21 protein-coding genes and 1 riboswitch are annotated in these 22,851 nt (G+C 42.5%); of the genes, 8 read left to right on the top strand and 13 right to left on the bottom strand.

The genetic code is table 11. The annotated features are described in order from the left end of the window. The first annotated feature begins 9 nt into the window (after nucleotides 1-9). The gene (locus Q4546_RS17745) at nucleotides 10-690 is read left to right on the top strand and encodes a Fe2+-dependent dioxygenase (RefSeq protein WP_303446747.1); all 681 of its coding nucleotides are present in this window, start codon (nucleotides 10-12) and stop codon (nucleotides 688-690) included. A 20-nt stretch (nucleotides 691-710) separates the two neighbouring features. On the opposite strand, the gene Q4546_RS17740 is transcribed toward Q4546_RS17745, so the two are convergent. Then, nucleotides 711-1,619, bottom strand: a complete 909-nt coding sequence (locus Q4546_RS17740; RefSeq protein WP_303446746.1) for an AraC family transcriptional regulator — start codon at nucleotides 1,617-1,619, stop codon at nucleotides 711-713. 282 nt (nucleotides 1,620-1,901) lie between these two features. Between Q4546_RS17740 and Q4546_RS17735 the strand changes: the two genes are divergently transcribed. Then, nucleotides 1,902-3,422, top strand: coding sequence for an aldehyde dehydrogenase family protein (locus Q4546_RS17735; protein ID WP_102475661.1), 1,521 nt, complete (start codon nucleotides 1,902-1,904; stop codon nucleotides 3,420-3,422). Nucleotides 3,423-3,548: 126 nt separating this feature from the next. On the opposite strand, the gene Q4546_RS17730 is transcribed toward Q4546_RS17735, so the two are convergent. Then, nucleotides 3,549-4,256: a hypothetical protein gene (locus Q4546_RS17730; protein WP_102440709.1), complete on the bottom strand. Its 708-nt coding sequence runs from the start codon at nucleotides 4,254-4,256 to the stop codon at nucleotides 3,549-3,551. Between the two features lie 326 nt (nucleotides 4,257-4,582). Between Q4546_RS17730 and Q4546_RS17725 the strand changes: the two genes are divergently transcribed. Next, on the top strand, nucleotides 4,583-6,613 hold the full coding sequence (locus Q4546_RS17725; protein ID WP_102519559.1) for a S9 family peptidase: 2,031 nt from the start codon (nucleotides 4,583-4,585) through the stop codon (nucleotides 6,611-6,613). A gap of 174 nt (nucleotides 6,614-6,787) precedes the next feature. Here the strand turns inward: Q4546_RS17725 and traF are convergent, their stop codons facing one another. The 3 genes from traF to Q4546_RS17710 all read right to left on the bottom strand — a co-directional run bounded on the left by traF (nucleotide 6,788) and on the right by Q4546_RS17710 (nucleotide 9,484). After that, nucleotides 6,788-7,993 (bottom strand): conjugal transfer protein TraF, encoded by a 1,206-nt coding sequence (gene traF, locus Q4546_RS17720; protein WP_303446745.1) that lies wholly within the window; start codon nucleotides 7,991-7,993, stop codon nucleotides 6,788-6,790. Nucleotides 7,994-8,217: 224 nt separating this feature from the next. Beyond that, on the bottom strand, nucleotides 8,218-8,742 hold the full coding sequence (locus tag Q4546_RS17715; protein WP_102530685.1) for a hypothetical protein: 525 nt from the start codon (nucleotides 8,740-8,742) through the stop codon (nucleotides 8,218-8,220). Next, nucleotides 8,735-9,484 carry a helix-turn-helix domain-containing protein gene (locus Q4546_RS17710; protein ID WP_102530686.1) on the bottom strand — a complete coding sequence of 250 codons (750 nt, stop codon included), beginning with the start codon at nucleotides 9,482-9,484 and terminating at the stop codon, nucleotides 8,735-8,737. Before Q4546_RS17710 ends, Q4546_RS17715 begins: the two co-directional genes overlap by 8 nt. A 557-nt stretch (nucleotides 9,485-10,041) precedes the next feature. Between Q4546_RS17710 and Q4546_RS17705 the strand changes: the two genes are divergently transcribed. Both Q4546_RS17705 and Q4546_RS17700 read left to right on the top strand, forming a co-directional pair. Then, the gene (locus Q4546_RS17705) at nucleotides 10,042-10,851 is read left to right on the top strand and encodes a cytochrome C (protein WP_102440718.1); all 810 of its coding nucleotides are present in this window, start codon (nucleotides 10,042-10,044) and stop codon (nucleotides 10,849-10,851) included. A 17-nt stretch (nucleotides 10,852-10,868) separates the two neighbouring features. Further along, entirely contained in the window at nucleotides 10,869-11,366 is a 498-nt protein-coding gene (locus tag Q4546_RS17700; RefSeq protein ID WP_102440704.1) for a hypothetical protein, read from the top strand. 88 nt (nucleotides 11,367-11,454) lie between these two features. Here Q4546_RS17700 and Q4546_RS17695 read toward each other — a convergent pair whose 3' ends face one another. Then, nucleotides 11,455-11,820 (bottom strand): PleD family two-component system response regulator, encoded by a 366-nt coding sequence (locus Q4546_RS17695; protein WP_102440703.1) that lies wholly within the window; start codon nucleotides 11,818-11,820, stop codon nucleotides 11,455-11,457. 163 nt (nucleotides 11,821-11,983) lie between these two features. Next, nucleotides 11,984-12,166, bottom strand: coding sequence for a hypothetical protein (locus Q4546_RS17690; RefSeq protein ID WP_076538754.1), 183 nt, complete (start codon nucleotides 12,164-12,166; stop codon nucleotides 11,984-11,986). A 513-nt stretch (nucleotides 12,167-12,679) separates the two neighbouring features. Between Q4546_RS17690 and Q4546_RS17685 the strand changes: the two genes are divergently transcribed. Together Q4546_RS17685 and Q4546_RS17680 are read left to right on the top strand one after the other, a co-directional pair. Continuing rightward, complete coding sequence (locus Q4546_RS17685) at nucleotides 12,680-13,525, top strand: SDR family oxidoreductase (protein WP_102440702.1); 846 nt, start codon at nucleotides 12,680-12,682, stop codon at nucleotides 13,523-13,525. Nucleotides 13,526-13,807: 282 nt separating this feature from the next. Further along, nucleotides 13,808-14,122, top strand: coding sequence for a DUF3861 domain-containing protein (locus Q4546_RS17680; protein ID WP_102440701.1), 315 nt, complete (start codon nucleotides 13,808-13,810; stop codon nucleotides 14,120-14,122). 151 nt (nucleotides 14,123-14,273) lie between these two features. Here the strand turns inward: Q4546_RS17680 and Q4546_RS17675 are convergent, their stop codons facing one another. The 6 genes from Q4546_RS17675 to Q4546_RS17650 form a co-directional block, all read right to left on the bottom strand. Continuing rightward, nucleotides 14,274-15,659 (bottom strand): sodium:alanine symporter family protein, encoded by a 1,386-nt coding sequence (locus Q4546_RS17675; RefSeq protein ID WP_102440700.1) that lies wholly within the window; start codon nucleotides 15,657-15,659, stop codon nucleotides 14,274-14,276. 156 nt (nucleotides 15,660-15,815) lie between these two features. Then, nucleotides 15,816-15,948, bottom strand: a riboswitch (glycine riboswitch). A 322-nt stretch (nucleotides 15,949-16,270) separates the two neighbouring features. After that, on the bottom strand, nucleotides 16,271-17,719 hold the full coding sequence (locus tag Q4546_RS17670; protein WP_102440699.1) for a methyl-accepting chemotaxis protein: 1,449 nt from the start codon (nucleotides 17,717-17,719) through the stop codon (nucleotides 16,271-16,273). A gap of 207 nt (nucleotides 17,720-17,926) precedes the next feature. Further along, the gene (locus tag Q4546_RS17665) at nucleotides 17,927-18,490 is read right to left on the bottom strand and encodes a chalcone isomerase family protein (protein ID WP_102440698.1); all 564 of its coding nucleotides are present in this window, start codon (nucleotides 18,488-18,490) and stop codon (nucleotides 17,927-17,929) included. Between the two features lie 100 nt (nucleotides 18,491-18,590). After that, the gene (locus Q4546_RS17660; protein ID WP_102440697.1) at nucleotides 18,591-19,439 is read right to left on the bottom strand and encodes a hypothetical protein; all 849 of its coding nucleotides are present in this window, start codon (nucleotides 19,437-19,439) and stop codon (nucleotides 18,591-18,593) included. Nucleotides 19,440-19,563: 124 nt separating this feature from the next. Then, nucleotides 19,564-20,754 carry a DUF5692 family protein gene (locus tag Q4546_RS17655; protein WP_241900991.1) on the bottom strand — a complete coding sequence of 397 codons (1,191 nt, stop codon included), beginning with the start codon at nucleotides 20,752-20,754 and terminating at the stop codon, nucleotides 19,564-19,566. A gap of 56 nt (nucleotides 20,755-20,810) precedes the next feature. Continuing rightward, a complete protein-coding gene (locus tag Q4546_RS17650) occupies nucleotides 20,811-21,713 on the bottom strand; it encodes a hypothetical protein (RefSeq protein WP_102475656.1) in 903 nt (300 codons plus the stop codon). Between the two features lie 657 nt (nucleotides 21,714-22,370). Here Q4546_RS17650 and Q4546_RS17645 point away from each other — a divergent pair. Next, nucleotides 22,371-22,703, top strand: coding sequence for a DUF6482 family protein (locus Q4546_RS17645; RefSeq protein ID WP_102440695.1), 333 nt, complete (start codon nucleotides 22,371-22,373; stop codon nucleotides 22,701-22,703). The last annotated feature ends 148 nt before the right edge of the window (nucleotides 22,704-22,851 follow it).

Genomic DNA, 22,851 nt, shown 5'->3' with positions numbered 1-22,851 from the left:
GGGATTATCATGATTGTTATTGAGAAAATATTGACTGCTGAAGAAGTGAGTTTATTCAGGCAGCAATTAGCTGGGGCACCATGGTTAGATGGCAAGCAAACTGCCATGGGCATGGCGGCGTCAGTCAAAAATAACCATCAAGCGGATGCTAATGATGATGTGGTGCGCCAACTGGCTAATAGGTTATTAGCTAAGTTTGGCAGCACGCCAAAGGTCGTTTCGGCGGCCTTACCCCATAAAATTTTTCCGCCTTGCTTTAATCGCTATGGTATCTCTGAAGAATATGGTTTTCACGTAGACGCTGCAGTGATGCGCATTCCGGGCACCAATGAGGTGCTAAGAAGTGATATGTCGATGACCACCTTTTTAAGTGAGCCAGATGAGTATGATGGCGGCGAGTTAATTATTGCTACCGAGTTTGGCGAGCAGCAAATAAAGCTGCCAGCAGGTTACGCAGTATTGTATCCATCTAGCAGTTTACATAAAGTCACTGCAGTAACCCGTGGTGAACGAGTGGCTGCCATTACCTGGATGCAAAGCATGGTGGCTGATGGCAGTTTAAGGCAAAACCTGTATCAGCTTGATCAAACCATTCAAACGCTCATCAGCCAAGGTAATACCGATCGCAGTGAGTTAGATAATCTGCACAATGTTTATCATAATTTGATCCGTCAATTTACCCAGCTGTAAGCTTAAATCCGATTTAAAAGCTAACTCGCTAAATGGCGCAGTTTATAATCAACAGGGCAAATGCCATAAAACTGTTTAAACAGGCGACTAAAATGGCTGGCACTGTGGTAACCCAGTGAATAACACACTTGGGTTATTTGCTGGCCTTGCTCTATCAGCGTCGCCGCTTGAGTTAAGCGGCTTTGCTGCTGATAAACCATCGGCGTGCAGCCCAAATGTTGTTTAAATTGCTGAAAAAATTTACTGCGACTCATGCAGGCTTGGCGGCACAAGGTATTAATATCTAATGGCTCGCTGAGGTGCTGCTTAATATAGTGTAGCGCCGCGTTTAAGCCGTTAAATTGCGGATCGTTATGACTGTGATGCAGTAAAAAATCGCGGGTTTGATGCCGCATTAAGCGCACTATTAATTCTGAAATCGCCAAATCAATCAGATAGCTGCGGTCTTGTTCATTCTCGGTATAAATCGCCACTATTCTGTCTAATAGCGCTTGGGTTTGCTGATTATGGTGGGTATGCACTAAAGATGGTTGGTATTGCCAGTGGCCATATTGCTTATCGATAGGCGCGCTCAGATTGAGTTTATCGGCAATTTGTTGTACCCGTTCGGTTGAAATCTCAATGGCTAAACAGGTGGTGGGTTGATGGATTTTAGCCTCAGGAAAATCAATTTCTACGGCTTGATTGGGCGCCATAATAAAAGATTCATGGGGGTAAAACGCCGCCTCATAATCATCTACCGAGTGCATCACTTTTTTACCCGTCACCATGCCGCAAAATAACAGTTGGTCAGATTGTAGTGCCACCCGTGAGGCTTGCTCAAAGGTATCGTAAATACTCAGTTCAGATTCAGGTCCAGCAAAACTAATCTTGTTTTCTACTAGTACCTTTGGCTTGCTGCGCTGCAGCTGTAGGCGTCCACTGATCATATTGTTCCCTCACAGAGTGATACCAAGTCATTTGGTATATTTGTTCCTGAACAACAATCCTTACTTATGCTGTGATAGCTTTTCCCTTAAAACTCGGAGCTAATTCGTTAACTTAAATCATTAACTTAGCTCAGCTTATGGGTAATGTCGCCATGAGCTAGACAGTAGTTTCACAATCATTTGTACTGTGAGTCAACAGCTGTGGATTCTCAGAATAGTCACTTTCCAATAATTGATTTAGCTTAATTAGTTATCCAAAAAATACAATTAGAGGAAAGTAGCATGATTTACGCAGCACCCGGCGAAGCAGGTTCAGAAATGAGCTATAAATCTGTATATCAAAACTTCATAGGCGGTCAGTGGGTTGAGCCTGTTAATGGCAAGTATTTTGACAATATCAGCCCAGTAAATGGCCAAGTTTTTTGTAAAATTCCCCGTTCAGATGCACAAGATATTGAGTTAGCCCTTGATGCAGCCCATAAAGCTCAAGCATCTTGGGGTAAAACCTCTGCCACGGAGCGTTCTAATATTTTATTAAAAATAGCCGATCGCATCGAAAATAACCTAACGGCTCTGGCAGTGGCCGAAACTTGGGATAACGGTAAAGCCGTGCGCGAAACCCTTAATGCCGATATTCCCTTAGCAGTTGATCACTTCCGTTACTTTGCTGGCTGTTTACGTGCCCAAGAGGGCAGCGCCGCAGAGATTGATGCCAATACCTTGTCGTACCATATTCATGAGCCGTTAGGGGTTGTTGGGCAAATTATTCCGTGGAACTTTCCTCTATTAATGGCGGCGTGGAAGCTTGGGCCTGCACTCGCTGCGGGCAACAGCGTGATCCTTAAACCTGCGGAGCAAACACCAGCATCGATTCTATTTTTAATGGAGTTAATTGGCGATCTGCTGCCTGCTGGGGTGCTTAATATCGTTAATGGTATTGGTGAAGAAGCAGGTCAAGCGCTCGCAACCAGTAAGCGTATTGCCAAAATTGCCTTTACTGGCTCAACTCCTGTTGGATCGCATATTTTAAAATGCGCCGCTGAAAACATTATTCCCTCCACGGTCGAGCTAGGTGGTAAGTCACCCAATATCATCTTTAACGATGTGGTTAACTTTGAAGATGAATATTTAAGTAAGTGCGTAGAAGGCGCGGTACTGGCCTTTTTCAACCAAGGAGAAGTATGTACCTGTCCGTCACGGTTACTGATCCAAGAAGATATTTACCCGCAATTCATGGAAATGCTGATAGAGCGATCAAAAGCGATCAAGCGTGGTAATCCCTTAGATACCGACACCATGGTTGGCGCGCAGGCATCGAAAGAGCAGTTCGATAAAATATTAGGCTACATTGATATCGGCAAAAAAGAAGGCGCTGAAGTGTTATTAGGCGGCGAGATTGCATCTGTGGGTGATAATTTTGATAGTGGTTATTATATTCAGCCAACCTTGCTTAAAGGCACCAATGATATGCGCGTGTTCCAAGAAGAGATTTTTGGCCCAGTGATATCGCTCACCACCTTTAAGGATGAAGCCGAAGCACTCGCCATGGCCAATAACTCTGACTTTGGCTTGGGCGCAGGAGTGTGGACCCGAGACACTAACTTGGCTTATCGAATGGGGCGTAATATTCAAGCAGGCCGAGTGTGGACCAACTGCTATCACATGTATCCAGCCCATGCGGCATTTGGCGGTTATAAAAAATCAGGCGTGGGCCGTGAAACCCACAAGATGGCCTTAAATCATTACCAACAAACCAAAAACTTGCTGGTGAGTTACGACATTAACCCGTTAGGTTTTTTCTAAGCGATTAATCATGGGATTGTTGCAGCTTGATAGTTAAAGGCTATTTTTCAAGGTCATTTTAACAGGCTATTTTCAAGCTAAATATTAATAGGGCAAACAAGTTAGCTTGCTTGCCCTACTTATAATCTAAGACGACTCTCTTTTAGAGAGATGGGTCATGAGTAAATGAATTAACCCCATATACACAAATGCGCTCCAAGAGATGGCATCACTTATTTTATAGTCTAATTCGGCACAATAACCGACACTGCCATCATATTCTTCATTGGCTTCAGCCCAAAGACTGCTGCTGCCACTAAAAACCATCACCAGAATGCCTAAGCTAAATAGGTTGCTGGTTACTCCCCAAAGTGACCATGATACTAGCTCTATTAGTATGATTAGTCCCAGTGCAATAGTCGCCACCACCTTCTTGGTTAGCAGAGTTTTAGGCAAAAAATGGATGATAAACAGCATCAATAAGGTCATTAAGGCCGCATATTGAAAGAAGGTATAAATGGTGTCTGCGGCAACCGATTTCAGCATAAAGCTGAGCAGTATTCCCGCGCCTAAGACAATAACATTGAAGCCTGCAAAGATTTTTATCGGCAACTTTTGGTCTAATAACAGCGCCCCAGCAATGCTGAAGAACAAATACATGGCTAAAATGGGCCAAAAACCGAGTATATTGAACCACTCAATGGGAATATAACTAATTGCTAAATAATTACAGACTCCCCCCCAAATGATGGCCAGAAAAATCAGCAAATTAAATTGTAATTTACTGATTTTATAATCAGTTAAAAAAACCGCTGAAAGCTGCTGTTTTATCTTGTCTTGATGTGAATCAACCATGTTGCACCATTGTTATATTCCCCTTATTAATCAACAGCTAATTTTAATAATGGTAGCTTTTTTTATAAACTGCTTACAATGGTGTTTAGGTCGAAAACTAGCCTGATAAGCTCTAAATTTGTGGTTTTTGCTTATCAGTCACAGGTTTAAGCTTCATTTAAGTGTTAAGCCTGATGATAGTGATGTGATAACAGTAACAACTTGCCAACTGAGCCACTGCTATTTGTTGATGACGATAGAATTTAGTTAACTTTTATCGCCGCATGAACAGACAAAGTTATTAGCAAAAATAAAATAATTAAAACAAAATTTAAAGGAGACGACACGTGAAGAGAGTCGGGATCGTGCTGTTGTGCATGTTTATGCCAATAGCGACAGCGTTTGCAGAGCAAACCAAAACCCTTTCAGTGGATGTATTGTGGCAACTAAGCCGTTTAGGTAATCCTACTATTTCCCCCAATGGCGATTACATCATTGCACCTGTCACTAACTACGATGTGCCTGAAGATAAAGGCTCAACTCAATTATGGTTATTTGATAAAGAGGGCAACAGCCAGCGCCCAATTACCGCTCAAGGTTTACGTGTGAGTGAGCCAACCTTCTCACCAGACAGCAATACTTTAGCTTTTATCAGCAAGCGTGATAAAGACGAAGCGGGTCAAGTGTACTTATTACCAATGAACTCACCAGGTGAAGCCCAGCGCTTAACTGAGGTGCCAAGTGGCGCTTATGGAATTAAGTGGGTGGGTGAGCATATTTACTTTATCAGTTCAGTATTTCCAGGTAAAAACTGGGATCAAGTAGCCGAGCAATTAAAAGCTGATAAAGACGATAAAGTATCAGCCCACCAATGGAATGCACTACCTTATTCAAGCTTTGATCATTGGCTTGATGAAGACCGTGAAGCCCATGTGTTTCGTATCCCTGCTAAAGGTGGCGATATTGAGCCAATTACTCAGCCTTTAAACAAGCAGCTACCACGTTCGTCGCAAAGTGCAGCTAGCTATGACATCGATCCAGCTGAGGGTTTTATTGCCTTTAATAGCAACGGTTGGGACAACCAAGTTGACGCTAAAATCGATATCTTTTTCGCTGAAATCGGTAGCGCTAAGGTTGAAAACCTAACCCCGAACAACCAAGCGCCAGATGCAAACCCAACATTTAGCCCAGACGGCAAAACCTTGGCTTTTACCCGCCAAACGATTCATGGTTTTTATGCCGATACTGCCAAGCTAATTTTGCTCGATGTTAACAAGCGCAGCGAAAAAGTGATTGCCAAAGACTGGGATCGCAGCGTCGCGCGTTTTGTGTGGACACCCGACAGCAAAGGCTTTTATGCAGCCATTGATGATGCCGCCACAAGACGCATTTTTCATATCAATGCTAAAAACGGCAAAGTAAAAGCCATCACTAAAGCGACTAACTTTGGTATGCCAGCACTTGCTAATGACGGCACCTTAGTGGCCGCCAATGACAGCTTTACTTATCCAGCGCGCTTGGTAAAAATCAATCCACGTAATGGTAATAGTACCCGTTTAGACAGCTTTAATGATGAAATTTTAGCGGATATCGATGTGGGCACTTATGAGTCGGTGACCTATAAAGGTTATAACGATCAAGACATTCAAATGTGGGTTCATTATCCTCCGGGTTTTGATCGCAGCAAAAAATACCCATTAATGATGCTGATCCACGGTGGTCCACACAATGCCATTTCTGATGGTTTCCACTATCGCTGGAATGCGCAAACCTTTGCGTCATGGGGTTATGTGACGGCGTGGCCAAACTTTCATGGTTCAAACAGCTTTGGTCAAGACTTTGCTGACAGCATCAACCCAGACTGGAAAAACAAGTCACTGGAAGATGTGTTTAAAGCGACAGAGTGGTTTAAGCAAAAAGACTGGATCGATAACGATCGTTTAGTGGCGGGTGGTGCAAGCTATGGCGGCTACTTAACCTCGATTATATTAGGTCAAAAAGAACAGCCATTTAATGCGTTATTTATCCACGCTGCGGTCTATAACATGTACTCGCAAATGGCGGCAGATTTCTCGGTTCACAGTACCCGTTTTGGTAACTACTGGGACAAGCCAGAAATCTACAAGGCAATTTCGCCCCATTACGGCGCTGAAAACTTTAATACCCCAACCTTAGTGGTTCATGGTCAGCTTGATTACCGTGTGCCAGTCGGCCAAGGTTTTGAGTTATTCCGCACTCTGCAAACCCGTGGTGTCGAGTCGAAGATGATTTACTTCCCTGATGAAAACCACTGGATCATGAAGCCGAATAATTCAATTTATTGGTATAACCAAGTTGAGCAGTGGATGAACCGCTTTGCTGAACCTGGAGCTAAATAGTAGGGGCGAAATACAAATATTTAAGCCTTACTAACTGATTAAATATCACTTATAAAAAAGGCTGTTGCAGAACTTTCTGCAACAGCCTTTTTATTATCAGCAACGTAAGCGTTGTTAATTATGGTTACTTTTTAAAAATCTCTGCTCAGAAAGCTTAAACTTTAAATCTAAAACCTAAAAAGTGAAGCTGGTTTGCAGTGCTGCGCCCATATTATTTTCATCACTGTAATTGGCTGAAATATCGATATTAAATACTCCAGCAATGGATAAGCCTAAACCGGCAGTCACGCTGTCATCGATATTATCTGTTAAATCTGTTTGGTAGCCGGCGCGCAATTTAGCCCAGCTAGCAGGGCTAAACTCAAGCCCAATAGCCGCGAGTTGGCGATTGTCATTACTGCTATCAAACTGGTTAAGCGTGCCGTCAATATTGCTATAACCTTCAGATTCATTTAACTGCACATCAATGGCTGCGGTGATAAAACGGTTTTGATAATTTGCACTCACTGTATAAGTCGGGCTTATTTCATATTGACCTTGCACGCCATTAATTAGCTCAGTGTCATAGCTATTCTCGATTAAGTTTGTCCCCACAAAACCAAAGCCAAATCCGGCGTTATGTTGATAAGCAATACCGACATCAAGGTTCATATTGCCTTGATCGTTTTGGTAGCGATCATCATCCCAGTCATCAAACTCAAAGTTATCAATGTCGGTAATATAATTTATGGTGTTTACCTGCTGATATTTAGGTGACACCCCATAGTAGAGCTCGCCTGTGGCAAACTGATGCGACTTAGCTAAGCTGACACCAATTTCGGTAACAACTACACCCATGGTTAACGCTTGAGAGTTCAGATCTTGGTTGATGATATTGCTTGGATCAAGATCGCTATCAGCAATATCAGCAAACACCAGTGCATCGGCATAGGCTTGGGCAAACAGGTTGACCGATACAAATTTATTGGGGATCGCAATGGCTAACTGAGTCCCCACTTGTACTTGGGCGTAATTGCCTTGGATCAACTGCAGTTGATCGATCACCACTTGGGCATCAGCTTCAGTTGGCATGCTGATGTTTTTAAAATCATCATAAACGTCTGAAAAATCTTTAACATTCTCGATAGTGTCAGTGGGATCGTTAGCGTGTACCCCAAAAGCAGGGAACAATACCGCCACGCCATCGGACTCTTTAAAACGCGCCGTTAATGCAGGGTTATGAAACGGCGCCGTTAAATAATCGGCGCTGCTAACGCCAACGCCGCCCATGGCATGTGAGCGCGCATCAAAACTGTGATTGTTAGCTTGAACTGAGGTAGCAAAGGCCGCGGCCATGCATAAAGGAAGGTAGCGTAGTGTTCTTGTGGTTATTATAGGCATATTAATCCAGCAACATATTGTTATTAATAGTTTTATTGAAGTTGTTCGAAGCGGGATTATAGCATTGCTTAGGTTTGTTGTTACCAAGTGTTTGTGCTTATGTGAACTGAGCTGCATTGTTTTTATATTTTTTAGCCTATTAGCAAGTGACGGTTTTAAAGCATCACTTTAAAGCATCACTTTAAAGCATCACTTTAAAGCATCACTTTAAATCATTAGCTCAGTTACTTCATTTCCACGAGGTTGCAGGCACAGATATTAGTACTGGGTAAAAAATACAGTAACACGGTATTTTGTTGCGCATTTCGATTAGTAATTTGAATCGTAAGGTTATGGACGCCTTTTTTACTGATATTTCTTTTAGCAAAGGCCTCTAAGTGGCTGGCATGTTGTGGTAATGGCAGCTCAGTATTATGCCTAATTAATTCATTGTGGGTTAAGTTTAAAATGTAGGTGTCTTTCTCTTTATAAGCGCTAAGTACATCGCCTGTTAAATACAGGGTTGCAATAGGATTGCCATCGGTCGTGAAGTAACGGTAGCTGATACTGGCTGAACGTTTTTGTAAGGTAAAATCAGCGATCAGCGAGTGATGTTCAATGGTGTCACTATTAGGGTTTTTCGCCACTAATTCATTGCGACAAGATAGCACCATATCCACTTCGGTGGCTTTGATATGCTGGTAAACAATGACGATGCTGACAATGGCCATTAAGGCCGCCAGTATTCTGAATATGATGCGATTAGTCACAGAGTGATACCTCAGCTAGCCATTTATCGGAGATAAAATTCGGGGTTAAACTAAAATCACTGGTTTTAATATTGCGCATTAAGTTATCGCCATTTGGCTTTTGCCGAGCTAAAGAGATATTTAACACCTGCATGTCGTTAGAAAATGCCAGATACACTTGTTGCCACACTAAGGTGTTGCATTGGTTGAGAGCAGCAATGATTTTTTCTTCAGTGGGCTTATCTTGTTGCATTGATATGCTGGGTGACTCAAGCCACGTCAGTTTTATTTGTTGCTGATTATCTAGTTGCACAATGCGGCTATTTTTGACTGGCGTTTGTGCAGGTTTAAACAGTATGTATTGATGCATTGCTGCAATAATGGCGGTTAACACTACAAGCACCAATGCAGTGGTATAGATAAAGTGTTTTTTATGCTTTGCAGATTGCTGAATCCAACTGGCTGCTGGTGGGGTGATATTGAGCCGATAACCTTTACGCGGAATGGTTTCAATTAATTCAGCATAATTTTCGCCAAAGTACTTACGCAAGGTAAATACTGCTTTTGCCACTGCCGATTCACTCATAACAGGGCTTTGGGAGCCAGCACAGGCTAATTGGCCTTTGGTCATGATGCGATTGGGGTGAAGACTTAATTGCTCTAAAACCTGACTTTCGGTGCGGGTAAGGTGCAGCTGAACTTGAGATTCAGTATTGAGTATTTGGCTATTGGCAATATCAAATTCAAAGATTTCAATGCGCATTTAAATCACACTCAGATAAACATTCTATTGTTAAGTTTACTGCAATTAAATAATTACAAACATTCTACAAATCACAGTTTTACCATACAGCACTAACTTTGCAGCTGGCTTTTGCTAAAAGCCACTCATTACTTCTTTGTTATGACCAATAGCCATTGCAGTCGCGGCTGCTCGTATCAAGCTCCCGCGCTTCGGATATTGCTAGTTCTGCTACGGACAATTAACTTAACGTGATCTGGGTCACATTAGATTTTAAGTAATCTCAAAAGTAAAACTCTGTAATTAGTATTACATGCTGAATGCGGGTGCTTTTTTGATATTTAACGCTGTTAAGTTGAGTTTTTTCGCTATTTAATCCATCTTCAATTCGATTTTTCTAATGGAGTGATTAACTGAAATATTACTTTGAACTAGCTCCCGTTGCCATTTTTCCTGTCTGTCATGCTTATCTCAAGCCAGAAACGTAAGTGCTGAAGATGTACTTTTTAGCGTTCTGCCAGTTATCAACACTCAGCTTAAAAGTTGGGAATAAATATAAAAATGCGAGGCAAGTGATTATGAAAACTCTAAATAGAAGACAAGCGATCAACCGTATTATTGGTATTTCTACTGCGGCAGCGGGCGGGGCACTTATCGCTAATCCTGTTATAGCGGCAGTGACCAACGTTAGCGGAGATTGGAAATTAGAAGTGGGTACCCGCTTAGCTTATAGCAAACTTGATCCCATGGTTGTGGCAAAACGTGCTTATGAAACCGGTAATGGCTGTATGTTCCAAGTATTTGATAGCATTATTCAAAGCTTGGCAGAATCAGATTCTGTTGATGCTGATAAGTTCGCCCAAGTACCAACCGCCATGGCGCATTATGGCTATGCAGGCATGCTAGGAGAAGGCACTGTTTGTGGCAATATTAACGCCACAGGTATGTTGGTTAATTTATTATCCATTAATGGTGAGCCAGCCAATGCAATGCTAAGTCAAACCATGCGTTTTTATGAATCAGAAACACTACCGTTTCAAACGGCTGAATTTATTGAAGGCATAGGCGCTGACATGACAGAGACCTTAGCTCAAGTCGGTAAACCTACAGCGGCAAATAGCACCCTTTGTCACAGCTCTATTAGTCTTTGGGCCAGTGAAAATGGTAAGTCATTTAGTGAAAAAGGCATGCGCTGTAAACAGCTTTCAGCCTCTGTGGTCTATGAATTAGTTGCAATGCTTAACAAGGCTTTTGATGGTGAGACCGTAAATGATCACCCAGTTTCAGATGCGACTCAAGATTGCCAAGGTTGTCATACATCGTCATCAACATTTGCCCCTAGTGTGCAAACGAATATGTCATGTAATACCTGTCACGGCGGCCACTAATTGCTGGGAGTAATAACATGAAACATCTTAAATTATGTAGTGTCATTGGCTTGAGTTCGATGTTGTTGTTTGGCTGTGGAGGCTCTGATGATGAAACTATAGATCCGCCAATTGAGCCACCTGTAGAGCCTCCGGTATTGACGGTCAATATTGATCAAACTGAGACCTTAACTGCTAGCTTACAATCTGTTGATGCAGAAAATGGCGCAGTGACAGTAAAACTGACAGGTGATGATGATTTGTCGGTCACTGACGCAAGTGCATTTAACCTGATTATTATGGGTTACCCTTCAAAGACGCAGTCGTCAACCAAGTACAATCTGGATTGGCATCAGGCGAGTCATGCAAATTGCATTGAGGCTGAAACCTGCTCACTTGATATCAATGAAGCTGAATCAGGGCTGTATTATTTAACCTTAGACAGTGTGAATTGGAAAACTGCGGTTGAGACTTACCGGGTAGCCTTAGAAGTTAAAGGTGACAAAGCTCATTATGAATTAGTGTTTATGGATTAAGGTACTTACCAATGTACTTTTAAGCTAGCTGTAAAAATGACAAAGCCTTTTCATTATGAAAAGGCTTTTTTACTGCTCAAATGATCGATTAACTCAGAAAGCGATCAATAGTTTTTTGCACATCATTGGGCATGATGGGCTTCGTCAGGTAATCATCAGCACCAATTTTTAAGGCTAACTCTTGATCAGATGCTTCAATGAGTGAGCTGACTACTACGATCGGAGTATTGGCGATTTCAGGCTGATCTTTAATAAACTTGATTACTTGATAGCCATTGATATTAGGCATAGTGATATCGACGAAAATTAAATTAGGGCGAATGCTTGCAAACATTTCGATAGCAGCATCGCCAGAATTTGCTGTCATAACCCGATATTCATCGCCCAAAATTGCCAGTAACAGGCCTGTGCAAACAGGATCGTCATCAATAACTACAACCGTACGTTTTTCCATTAATGCCTCATTAACAACTAGATACTCTTGGTGTTGTATTGTCATTATAGCTTAAAGCGACAGCGGAAAATGAAATATCAAGCCAGAAACAATATTGAGGGGAATTTTGTTTCTGGCATTGTCGTTATCAAACCAAGGTTTGATATTGCGGTAGTTAGTTTGCTTAGAAGGTGGCAATAGAGGCCAGGTGTGCTTCAAGTTCTGCTTCTGTGGTGGGGGTAATCTCAAGTTCAATTGAGAGCGGATCGCTACCATTAAGCATAAATGCCGCTTGTTTGTTGTGATCGTAATGAAACCATTTTCCATTGATACACACGTCGGTATAGCAGTTCGGTAGTAATTCCATGAGTACACCTATTATTTTATGTGATGGAGCTTGTAGGGTTATATTTGTGACACTAAAGCACAGTTTGAATGTGCTTTAGTGATCTAAGTCACCTTTATAAGACAATAGTTAAGCTAGGAGCACCTTGATCTGCATCAATTGAGATAGCGTTTTGTTGGATGGGAAAAGACTTTTCGTAACACAAAACACTAAAAGAGGCTTACTTTAAGTCTTATTTAGATATTAATGCTGCTTTTCGCCTATTCTTTAGGGTTAACCTTTGTTGATGGTGTTCACCAATGGTTATTCGGCTGCGGTTATTCGCTAGCAGTTATTCGGCTGTGGTTATTCGCTAGCAGTTATTCGGCTGTGGTTATTCGCTAGTGGTTATTCGGCTGTGGTTATTCGCTAGCAGTTATTCGGCTGTGGTTATTCGCTAGCAGTTATTCGGCTGCGCAAATAAGCTGCTATGCTTTAATTTTTGTAGATTGGCACTCACCGATGGATTAAATGCTTTGAACAGGAGAATATCCAATGAATATTGCTGTAACAGCAGCTAGTGGTCAACTTGGCGCTGCAATAGTAAATGCCCTGCTTGCTTTAGGCCCCAATTACAATGTAATCGCCCTTGCTAGAACCGTCGACAATGCCAAACACCTTGGGGTTGAAGTTCGCCCAGGTGATTACGATAATCTCGCTGAGCTTGAGACTTCGCTTAATGGTGTCGATACCTTATTACTGGTATCAGGTATGGCAGCCCCTGAAGCGCGTATTCCTCAGCATCGTAATGTTATTCAAGCAGCCAAGCAGGCAGGGGTTAAAAAAATTGTCTATACCAGCGTTCAAGGCGCTGAAGAAGACACTGCATTTTCTCCGGTTATTCAGAGTAATCGACAAACCGAGCTAGATGTCCAGAGCTCAGGACTTGAGTGGGTTATAGGCCGAAACGGTATCTATATTGAGCCAGATATTGAGTATATTGATAGCTACAAGGCGGCCGGCTTTATTTCCAATTGCGCTGGCGATGGCAAGTGCGGTTACACCACTCGAAAAGAGCTGGCATTTGCCTATGCCTGCATGTTGACTGAAGATAAACATAACGGCCATGTTTATAACCTCCATGGTGAGTCAATAACTCAATATCAATTGGCTGAATACTTGAATAAGAGTTTTGAGCTTAGCCTTAAATATATTCCTGTTTCAGTGGCGCAATACCGCGACGATCGCACCGCTGAACTGGGTGAATTTATGGGTACGGTGATTGCAGGTATTTACCAAGGCATACTTAATGGTAAATCAGATAACCCCAGCGACTTTACCCAAGCTGCAGGTCGTAAGCATCAAAGTTGGGATGATTACTTCTCAAGTCTTAACGCTTAAGTGTTAAAGCCCAAGCCTTAAAGCTTAATGTCGCCGTTAATGCGCGGCAATTAAAAGTTTAACGTCATAAAAAGCAGGCTGAAACTAACAAGGTCCTAGCTCAAACTAACTGGTTGCGTCTTGCTGAAGCGTAACCAGTTAATCCAAACCCTGTGTAAACCTTATAACAGCTCTCTACTGGTTAACATTGCTACAATTAAATGGTTGACAAAATCAACCAATGTAGTTATAGTTGACCTTATCAACTAGTTTTAACTTGTTTCATTAAGCCGGAGAGAGATTATGATCCCTAAAATTAACCGAGAAAATCGCTACCGCATTACCGTTGAAGAGCAGATCTCAGGCCAAGATACTGGCAAAACCTTAAGCTTTGAGTTTCAAGATAGGGAAGACCTATTCAACGCTGTTGAAAATATAAAAAAGGGCAGTGGCTTAGAAGCGCCGCTTGCCACCAGAGTCGCCGTAGCCTTACGACTGTTAGGGCCTGTGATGATGCAAAACCGTAAGCATCCACTATTTTTGGATTTTATGCCTCACTTTAAAACCTTTATGAACAATCTAAAAAGCACAGTAAAACAAACCATCACAGCTAAATAATCCCTAGGTTAATTTGATGCTTATCAAGATGATGTGTGCTGAGATAATCAGCTTTCAAAAAAGGCGCAGTCATTCACTGACTGCGCCTTTTTATTATTTAAGCCTGTTTTTAAACATTAAAAAAGGGCTTAAGGTATTTCAGTAAACCTCGTTACTTAACTGCTGAGTCCAGTGCATTGTAAGAGGCATGTTTACCTAGCTGCTTAGCAAAGTACTTGTTGGTTTCGGCTAAGATAATGTGTCTTAAACCAATAATCCCGATCAAGTTCGGAATGATCATTAAGCCATTAACGGTATCGGCCAGCATCCAAATAAGGTCTAGTTGAATAAACGCGCCGCCGGCAATCAAAGTTAAAAAGATAAACTGATATAGTTTAATACCTTGTTCACCTAAGCGTTTGCTGGTTAGGTAGTACCAACAACGCTCGCCGTAATAATGCCAACCTAGAATGGTGGTAAAGGCAAAACACACTAGAGCAATGGTCACCACATACTGGCCGACAATCACTGAGCCGCCAGAGGCAAAGGCTGCACTGGTCATTGCTGCGCCAGCAGTATCGCCATTCCACACACCGGTGATAATCAGCACTAAGCCTGTCATGGTACAAATCAAAATAGTGTCAAAAAAGGTGCCGGTCATGCTGACTAAGCCTTGCTCGACCGGTTCTTTAGTTTTAGCGGCAGCGGCCGCAATGGGCGCACTCCCTAAACCCGATTCATTAGAGAATACCCCGCGGGCGATACCAATTTGAATGGCTTGCGCCACCGTTGCGCCTAAGAAACCGCCTGCTGCAGCAATAGGGGCGAAGGCTGAGTGTAATACTAATTCAATGGCCGGAATGATTTGCTCAGAAAAGCTAAATAAAATCCACAAACAGGCCAATACATAACCTAGCGCCATAGTAGGTACTAACTTTTGCGCCACATTGGCAATGCGTTTAACGCCGCCGATCGTCACCGCAGCGACAAGGGTGGTGAGTACGAGGGCGGTAACCCAAGTCGGCACATCAAAGGCAATGGTCATGGCATCGCTAATGGCATTCACTTGGGCGAAAGTACCGATACCGAAAAAGGCTACGCCGACACCAAAAATAGCAAAAATATTGGCTAGCCACTTTAAGCCGAGACCACGCTCAATGTAGTACATTGGCCCGCCAGCAATATTACCTCTGGCATCGGTGGTGCGATACTTTACTGCCAGCATACATTCAGCATATTTGGTTGCCATTCCAAAGAAGGCTGCTAGCCACATCCAGAAAAGGGCGCCCGGCCCACCGATTTTAATCGCGGTGGCGACGCCGACAATATTACCAGTACCGATAGTGGCAGATAGCGCTGTACATAAGGCCGCGAAGGAAGATAAGTCGCCTTTGCCGCTAGCAGGTTTAAATAATAAGCTTAAGGCCAGTGGCAGCTTAAGGACTTGGAGTAATTTTAGGCGAATGGTGAGATATAGCCCGGTGCCGATCAGTAAGCATAGGGTTATAGGGCCCCAAACAATGGCATTGATATCGGCTAAAAGCGCGTGAAAATTCATGGTATTCCTCGAATATTAAACAACAAAATTAATATGGAGGAGGAAAAGAAATGGCTGGATTTGTGGTACTGAGGAATACAGCTCACGCAGGTGTTCATCATGATTGATGACATTAGGCACAGCAGAAAACGACAGTGACCATAAATGAATACAGTCATCCTCTCCTCTGTCCTTTTGCCTGAGCGTTTCGCGGCAGTTGAATTAATTCAACTGCCACTTTCGCCTTCGGCGCTGTAATGACATTAAGCTGCGAACCACTAATGCTTACAGTCTCTCCAGAGGCTCGTCCAGTAACAGTCCTCACCACTAAGTGGCACCTGAAAGAGTGGTTTATTAAATGATATCAATACCATCCAACAAACTTGCCTCGTCGGTGTGGGGTTGCTCCCCACTCTCCTGCTACCTTCATCCGAACGGATCTTTTTGCTAAGCGATTAAAAAGTTTAACAAAAAGGACTGACAGCATGCGTGATGTTACCCATGTGCTCAAGAGATCTGTATCACAGTTTTATCAACAGGCTGTTTAACTGGTTTATATTTGAACGAGTGCTAATTTCGAGTGTTCTTTGTTAGCGCTCTTTGTTAGGGTTCGCATTTACAGCTTGGCAATACTAGCTACTGACTGCCATATTCAAATCAGTTGCTAACCTTTTTAGCGTTTCAACCTGGTGGGTAAGCTTCTCGCCTTGGTTGGCAACAGACTCTGATACTTGATGAGTTTTAACAACACTGCTAGCAACTTCGGCGCTGGCAGTATTAAGTTCTTGAACTGCCTGAACTTGATGCACCATGGTATCGGCAAGTTGATTGATATCACTGAGGGTCTCTGCGACCTTAGCGATAATACTGGTGAGCTCATTACTGGATTGCTCAATGACACTTTGGCCGTGCAGCACTTCTTTTTGGCTACGATCTAACAGGCTACGAATTTCGACTGCAGAGGTATTACTCTTAGCTGACAGCTCGCGCACTTGTTCAGCCACTACTGCAAAACCGCGCCCATGCTCACCAGCGCGAGCCGCTTCAATGGCAGCATTGAGTGCCAATAAGTTGGTTTGGTCTGCCACCGAGGTAATTAAATCTGCCACTGACATAATTTCTTTATTACTGACTAAAATTTTGCTGATAGCTTCTGTAGTAGCCGCCAGTGATGAGGCACTTAGCTGAGCCTGATCATTGATAAGTTGGCTGCGATTACGTAAATCGACCACAAATGATTCTGACTGCTCAACATCTTGAGTCATCCGGCTAAGCTGTTGGTTCATTTCTTCAGCGGCGCTGGCCTGAGATTGGCAGTTTTGATTTAAATCATCCACTTGATGATGCAAGTCTTCAGATTGTGTTTCAAGTACCTCAGCCATGCTAGACAGTTGCACCGCATTGTCACCCGCGCGATGTAAAATCGACGATAATTGCTGGGCGCTTTGCTCTGCATCATTTGCGACTTTTTCTGTTTGATGCTGAGATTTTTCAGCATGCTCAATGGCTTTATTACGTTGCTTGGCGGTAAAGGCTTGGGCGATAACAATTATAATCAGTGGCATTAATAAACCAGACCAAGCCTCTGTCATGTATGCCGTATCAGACAGTTCCATAACCGGAATGCTCACCCCTTGTAACTCTAACATTAGCATCCAAGATGACGCTGCGATCACCAGCGCACTCCAAATCGTCGCCATTAAAATACCTGCAGTTAAAAAGAAGGCGATCAGTAATACCGTTAACCATAGGCTCTGACTTGAATTGAGCACACCACCGTCCTGATAAATAAGGTTCAGTGCATGTAGAGCCATACCAAGGAAACCGACATTAAGCGCGAGGGTCGGCATTTTTGCCAAGCGCAAAATTAAGCCTGCACTTATCTCGGCAATAATTAAAAATATAGAGGTGTAGATCAATAAACTATGATCAAATTGCAGCCATTTAAACAGACTGTAAAGGCCGGTAAATAGTGATAAAAGTGAGAAAAATAGAATGACTTCCACATACCTGAGTTGAGTGTCATTCCAGGTATTATTGGTCGGGAAAAAAGCAGCACGCCACATTGCCAAAGGAGTCATAAAGTTGCCTCTTATAATACAAAGTAGAAAAGGCCTAGGGGATAAAAAACCGAATACTTACCTTAGCCTAAACTAAATAATTCACATCTAAATTATTGTTTTTTTATTGATTTATTAAAATTTGTTCTAGATTTACCATGGCTAAGGTGACAGCGGCAAACAGTTATCGCCTTAGACCATGGTTATCGTCACTTTTATTGTTTTAGATCAACCTTTTAGCATCGATTTTTTTAGGCCTTTATCGGTTGGCTTTTTGCCTAACCAGACACTGAGCACCGCTTTACGGAAGTCTTCACCTGGAGTGACAGCCAATTGCTGGCCATTTTTGTAACTAATCACACCTTCACCGGGCACGCTCATTAAGGTGAATTGATCGCCTGACTTAATGGGATCAGAAAAAGAGTTGATCAAGGATTCAATACTGGCGGCAATCGGCTCCGTTTTGCCGTTTGTTGCCCGATCAAAGCCTTCATTTAAGGCATCGATCATTTTTTCTGAGGTGATCATATCTGAGGTAATATTAAGCCGAATCGCAGTTGGGGAGTCGCTATCAATCACCTGTTGTGCTTGGGTACTGGTGCTGGTGGTAAACAAAGAACCGACATATAAGTCGATAAAAAATTTACTCCGAACTCCGGCGCCGTTTAACACCATAGTGCTGTTATTTAAAGTCACGTTTTCAGGCACACTGACACCTGAAATATCAACGGCAGCTGAGGCGCTGGCACACACGAACATTAAGCTCGTTGCGGTAATAATGCGTTTAATCATGTCATCCTCCATTAAGGATTAAAAAGCGCTGCCAATACTGAAACAGTTTGGTATTTAGCAGCGAAAGAGCATTAGTGGCTATTAGTTAAAAATACACTGGCTAGAATGCGTGGTTATATTCAATCCAATAGCTATCATCAGTGCTATCACTATTGTCTGTTTTATAGTTCACTCGCACGTTTTGGCGTTTGTTCATTTGATATGCCAAAGATAATTCACCGCTAAAGCTTGCCATTTGTAAGCCGCCATCCATGATGTCATCGCTCCATGACTTGCCTTGCATTTCTTCGGTATAAGAAGCGCTTAATAGCATCCACCAGTTATCATTAAAGGCATAACGGGCATAAACCATACCGGTTAAAATGAGTGATGGAACATCAATGCCACTGCTGGTTACCGGGATGTCTGTAGCTGTAATATCTTGCATGTTATCGCCAACGACCACAGCACCGGCATATAAAATTGGCCAAATATAGAAGTTATCAGTAACCGGAATCGTCATCACAGGACCCGCTTGCACCACTGCCATGCTGCCATAAAAAGGATGGTCAGCTAGGATGGCGTCAATAGACCAGCCGGTGCCGTTTGTGGTGTTGATAGTGCCATAACGTAAACGGTACGAACGCTTGCTGGTTTCATCATTAAATGTTGGTACAAGGCCGTAATCAGGATGCTCTATCATCCCAGTAAATTTAGGGCTTTTATCACCCTCGTTAAAGATATTTTTAGCTTCGAAAATAACCCCACTCTTTTGACCTGAATCAGCGGTTTTTTCCGACAGCATTAATTGGCCTTTAATGTTCATGCCTTCACTGCCGTATGATGCGCCAATAGAGGTGTAAACATCAGTTGGATTAGACATATCAATATCTGCTTCTGTGTCAGCAGCATAAGTTAAACCAGAAGTCATTGAAGCGAGTATTGCCATACTTAGAATGCGTGTTTTCATGGTAACTCCATTATTTTGTAATTAGTTTTTAATTAGTTTTTATCATTAGCGTTATAAATTTCTGAGGACTAATCCTCGTGGTACTGGCGATAGGTTGCGCCAGTACCCATTACTTCTTCACGTTTTATTGGGCTTGGTATGAACCTGCCATTAAACGGGTGTTGGTATATTTTTTACTAAAGAATACATAAGCATAAGCAGCATTAATGATGAAACTAGCTGCACCTGCTGCCAGCATGAGTTCATCATTGCGTGGTAGTGGAACCACGTTACTTTCGTACATGAATGGGCAGCTGAAGTAGTACATGAACGAGCCTGCTAAAGTGAATGCTCGAGCTTGTAACCAAGTGCCTTTTTTAATGAATAGCGCTGGTAATGTTGCTGCGATTAGCACCATCATTTGCGCCGTCGCAGAGCCTGGGAAATTGAGGTAAACGAACACAATATTCCAAACGTCGTAGGCGATAATCCAAAATGTGGTCATTGCTGGCCAAATCATGTCTTGCTGCTTACTTTTGTCTGAGAAAATTTTCGCCCAACCTGCAAGGGTGATAATAGATAGCACACCACCAGTTGCATTGAGGATATTGGCAAGATTACCCATACTGAAGTCTTGCATTACCGCTTCTGAAATATTAATCGCGAGGAATGCAGCAGCGCCGAATTTTGCCCATTTCATATCACCGACTTTGGTAAAGCGGATTAAGGTAAATAAGGCTGCAGCACCAACAACTGAGTACAGTTTTACCCATTTGAACCAGTAGGTGATCTCATAGCTTGACCACAGTGGAATAAGCGCTATGGGTAAGATGAACCAAAAAACGTAGTTACTCCATTTGTAGCGTCGGCACATTTCGTTTAATGCAATTAAGCCAAATAGCACCAGTAATACATGCCCATAAGCGCGGTATTCATACCATTTGTGAATGTTGAAGCCATCGTCTGCTAAGGTGAAGCGGATTTCTTCACTGTCAACGTAAGTTAATGTTGCCCCATCAAAGTCATTAATCTCATCACCCGCTTGGCTGCTAATCACCACACCTGTGGCAGTTTGCTGCCAACGCTGGGTTTCGACTTTATTAAAGCCGCCAGATTGTTTAGTGACACTGACAAGATTGTTTTCAGCAAATTCCATTCGATAAAACAAGCTACCTTCGCCGGGTTTGCCGTCTCTGGTGCCTTGCCATATTTGCCCTGGTAGCGGCTGAGTTTCTACTTGATGATTAATGGCGTCATCAGCGTTAGCTACGCTGGTGATGCTTACCATCATTAACGCAAAAACCGCGCTAAATAGTGTTATTAGTTTATGTTTCATAACAACGTCTCGTGTTGTATTAACCGAATACCGATGTGGTATTCGGTTGGAGGTGATTAGGCTGTTGCTAATTTCTTATCTTGAGCCGTTTGATCATCTTCTAATTCGCTGACTAATGGTGGTGGAGACTTTTCACCAAATGGTGGTTCACCATTTTTCTTCTGCATGGTGAAGTACCAAATTGCGAAAGGAACGTGTAAAGCAAGGTTGATGACGCCCCAGTAATACAGCACGTTATCGTTGGCCCAGCTGCTTGAATCCATTAGTGGTACAAACACGTCGCTGTTAGCGCGGATCAGTAGGTGGAATGCCAAGGTGTAAACACGCGCGATTATGTAAAGCTCTGGTCGACCTTTGATTAATGGGTATAGCTCTGCCGCCATCAAGATACAGAATGAACTTGCGAAGAACGCAGGGCTCTCACCGAATACAAAGGCTAGGTTCCAGGTGGTATAGAGGAAGTTCCATGCCGCTGTGGAATAAAACAGTAAGTCGTTTGGTTTGTCTTTACCGATAACCCAATAGACACGTTTACCATTTTTGTAGCGTGGGAAAGGAATAGTGACACAAAGAATGACACCACAGATTGCGTTAAAGTAGTTTGCTGTAGCAAAGTCTTTTAATGTGGCTTCTGCAATGTTTAACACTAAAACTGCATATAGAAATTTTAACACCCAGTCGCCGCGGAAAAACGCCAGCACCTTGTGTGGGTTTTGATGATATAGCCACGCGATACGGGCACCACCAACAACAATTGCAGTGGGGATTAATACACTGACCGTCTTAACCCAACGGAACCATCCGTCAAGTTGATCTGCCCATAGTGGGGCTGTCACTAATGAAAGTAGCCAAAAAGCGGCGGTTAATCTTGGTGTTCGGCGCATACCTTCAACCAAAACGAGTAATAAAACAATATAACCTGTCATTGATACGAAATATTGCCAGACTGGGATGTCCATAATGCCTCCGAGAGCATGTTATTTAGCAATCTATAGCTCCTAACTGATGGAGCTATGTTCAAAAAAATTCACGTTTTTGTTTAGTTCTTATTCGAATAGATCTTCAACATCCAAAGTTAGAGTAATAACTCTACTTTAGAGTCTTTACTCTAACTTAGGGTTTTAATTAGACCTTGATCTAAATCAAGTAATGATTCTGTTTTGGTTGTTACCTAAAGGTATTTAGCTTGTTAATGTGACCGAGTTAACAGGTTGTTTAATCGCTAAATAAGTGACTATTAATTCATGGTTTCGTTAAATTTATATATTAGGTTGCCATAATTTATTCAATATTTTCAGTAAATTAGAAATTATACAAATTACTTATGTGTGTGGGAGCCACTTTGGGAAGGGAATCGCTTTCAAGTGCTACGGGGCGGGATATATATTGGCTATTGTTGTAAACATTTCAGTAACAATTTTACTTTTAAGTGTGGGTGAAAAAGGGATTGTGACTGTGGCTGTAGTCATTGTAGTGAACAATTTTTGGACATTGAACGTAATTTATTTAACAACTCAGTGCTGAGAGCTGTCATTAAGTCTTAAATTGCCGCAGTTAGTCGCTGCAGTTAATGAAGCTTGATTTTAAGCATCAGTTATTACATCCGAGGAACCACTATGCCTAGTATAAATAAAGCCGTTAATAACCCAAGAGATACGAGTCAACATGGGCTGAATACCTTCGAGCAGTCTGTGTATAACGACAGTCAGCCAACGATCATCGGTGTGGCAGATTCGACTCACTATCTGGTGGGCGTAGTGGATGCGGATAATAACTTTTCAGGACTGACAGCAGGCAGCGCTTGCACAGTAGTTAATTCACTCGCAGAGGCTAAGACGCTGCTGCGAAGCCATTATTATTCCAGGGCTAATGTGGTATATCAAACAGCTTATGATGAAATGTGTGGTTTGGCTGCAAATGGTCATTATCATGAAAGCATAAAGCTATAACAATTATCCTTTGGTTACCAATGCTTTGAACTGTGCGGCTTGGCCTGCGAATGGCCACTATTAATCAGTACGAAAGCATAAAGCTATAACAATTATCCTTTGGTTACCAATGCTTTGAACTGTGCGGCTTGGCCTGCGAATGGCCACT

This window comes from Shewanella sp. 4_MG-2023 (assembly GCF_030548015.1).
GTDB lineage: Bacteria > Pseudomonadota > Gammaproteobacteria > Enterobacterales > Shewanellaceae > Shewanella.
The sequence above is the reverse complement of the archived record's forward strand: the minus strand, read 5'-3'. Positions and strand labels throughout refer to the sequence as shown.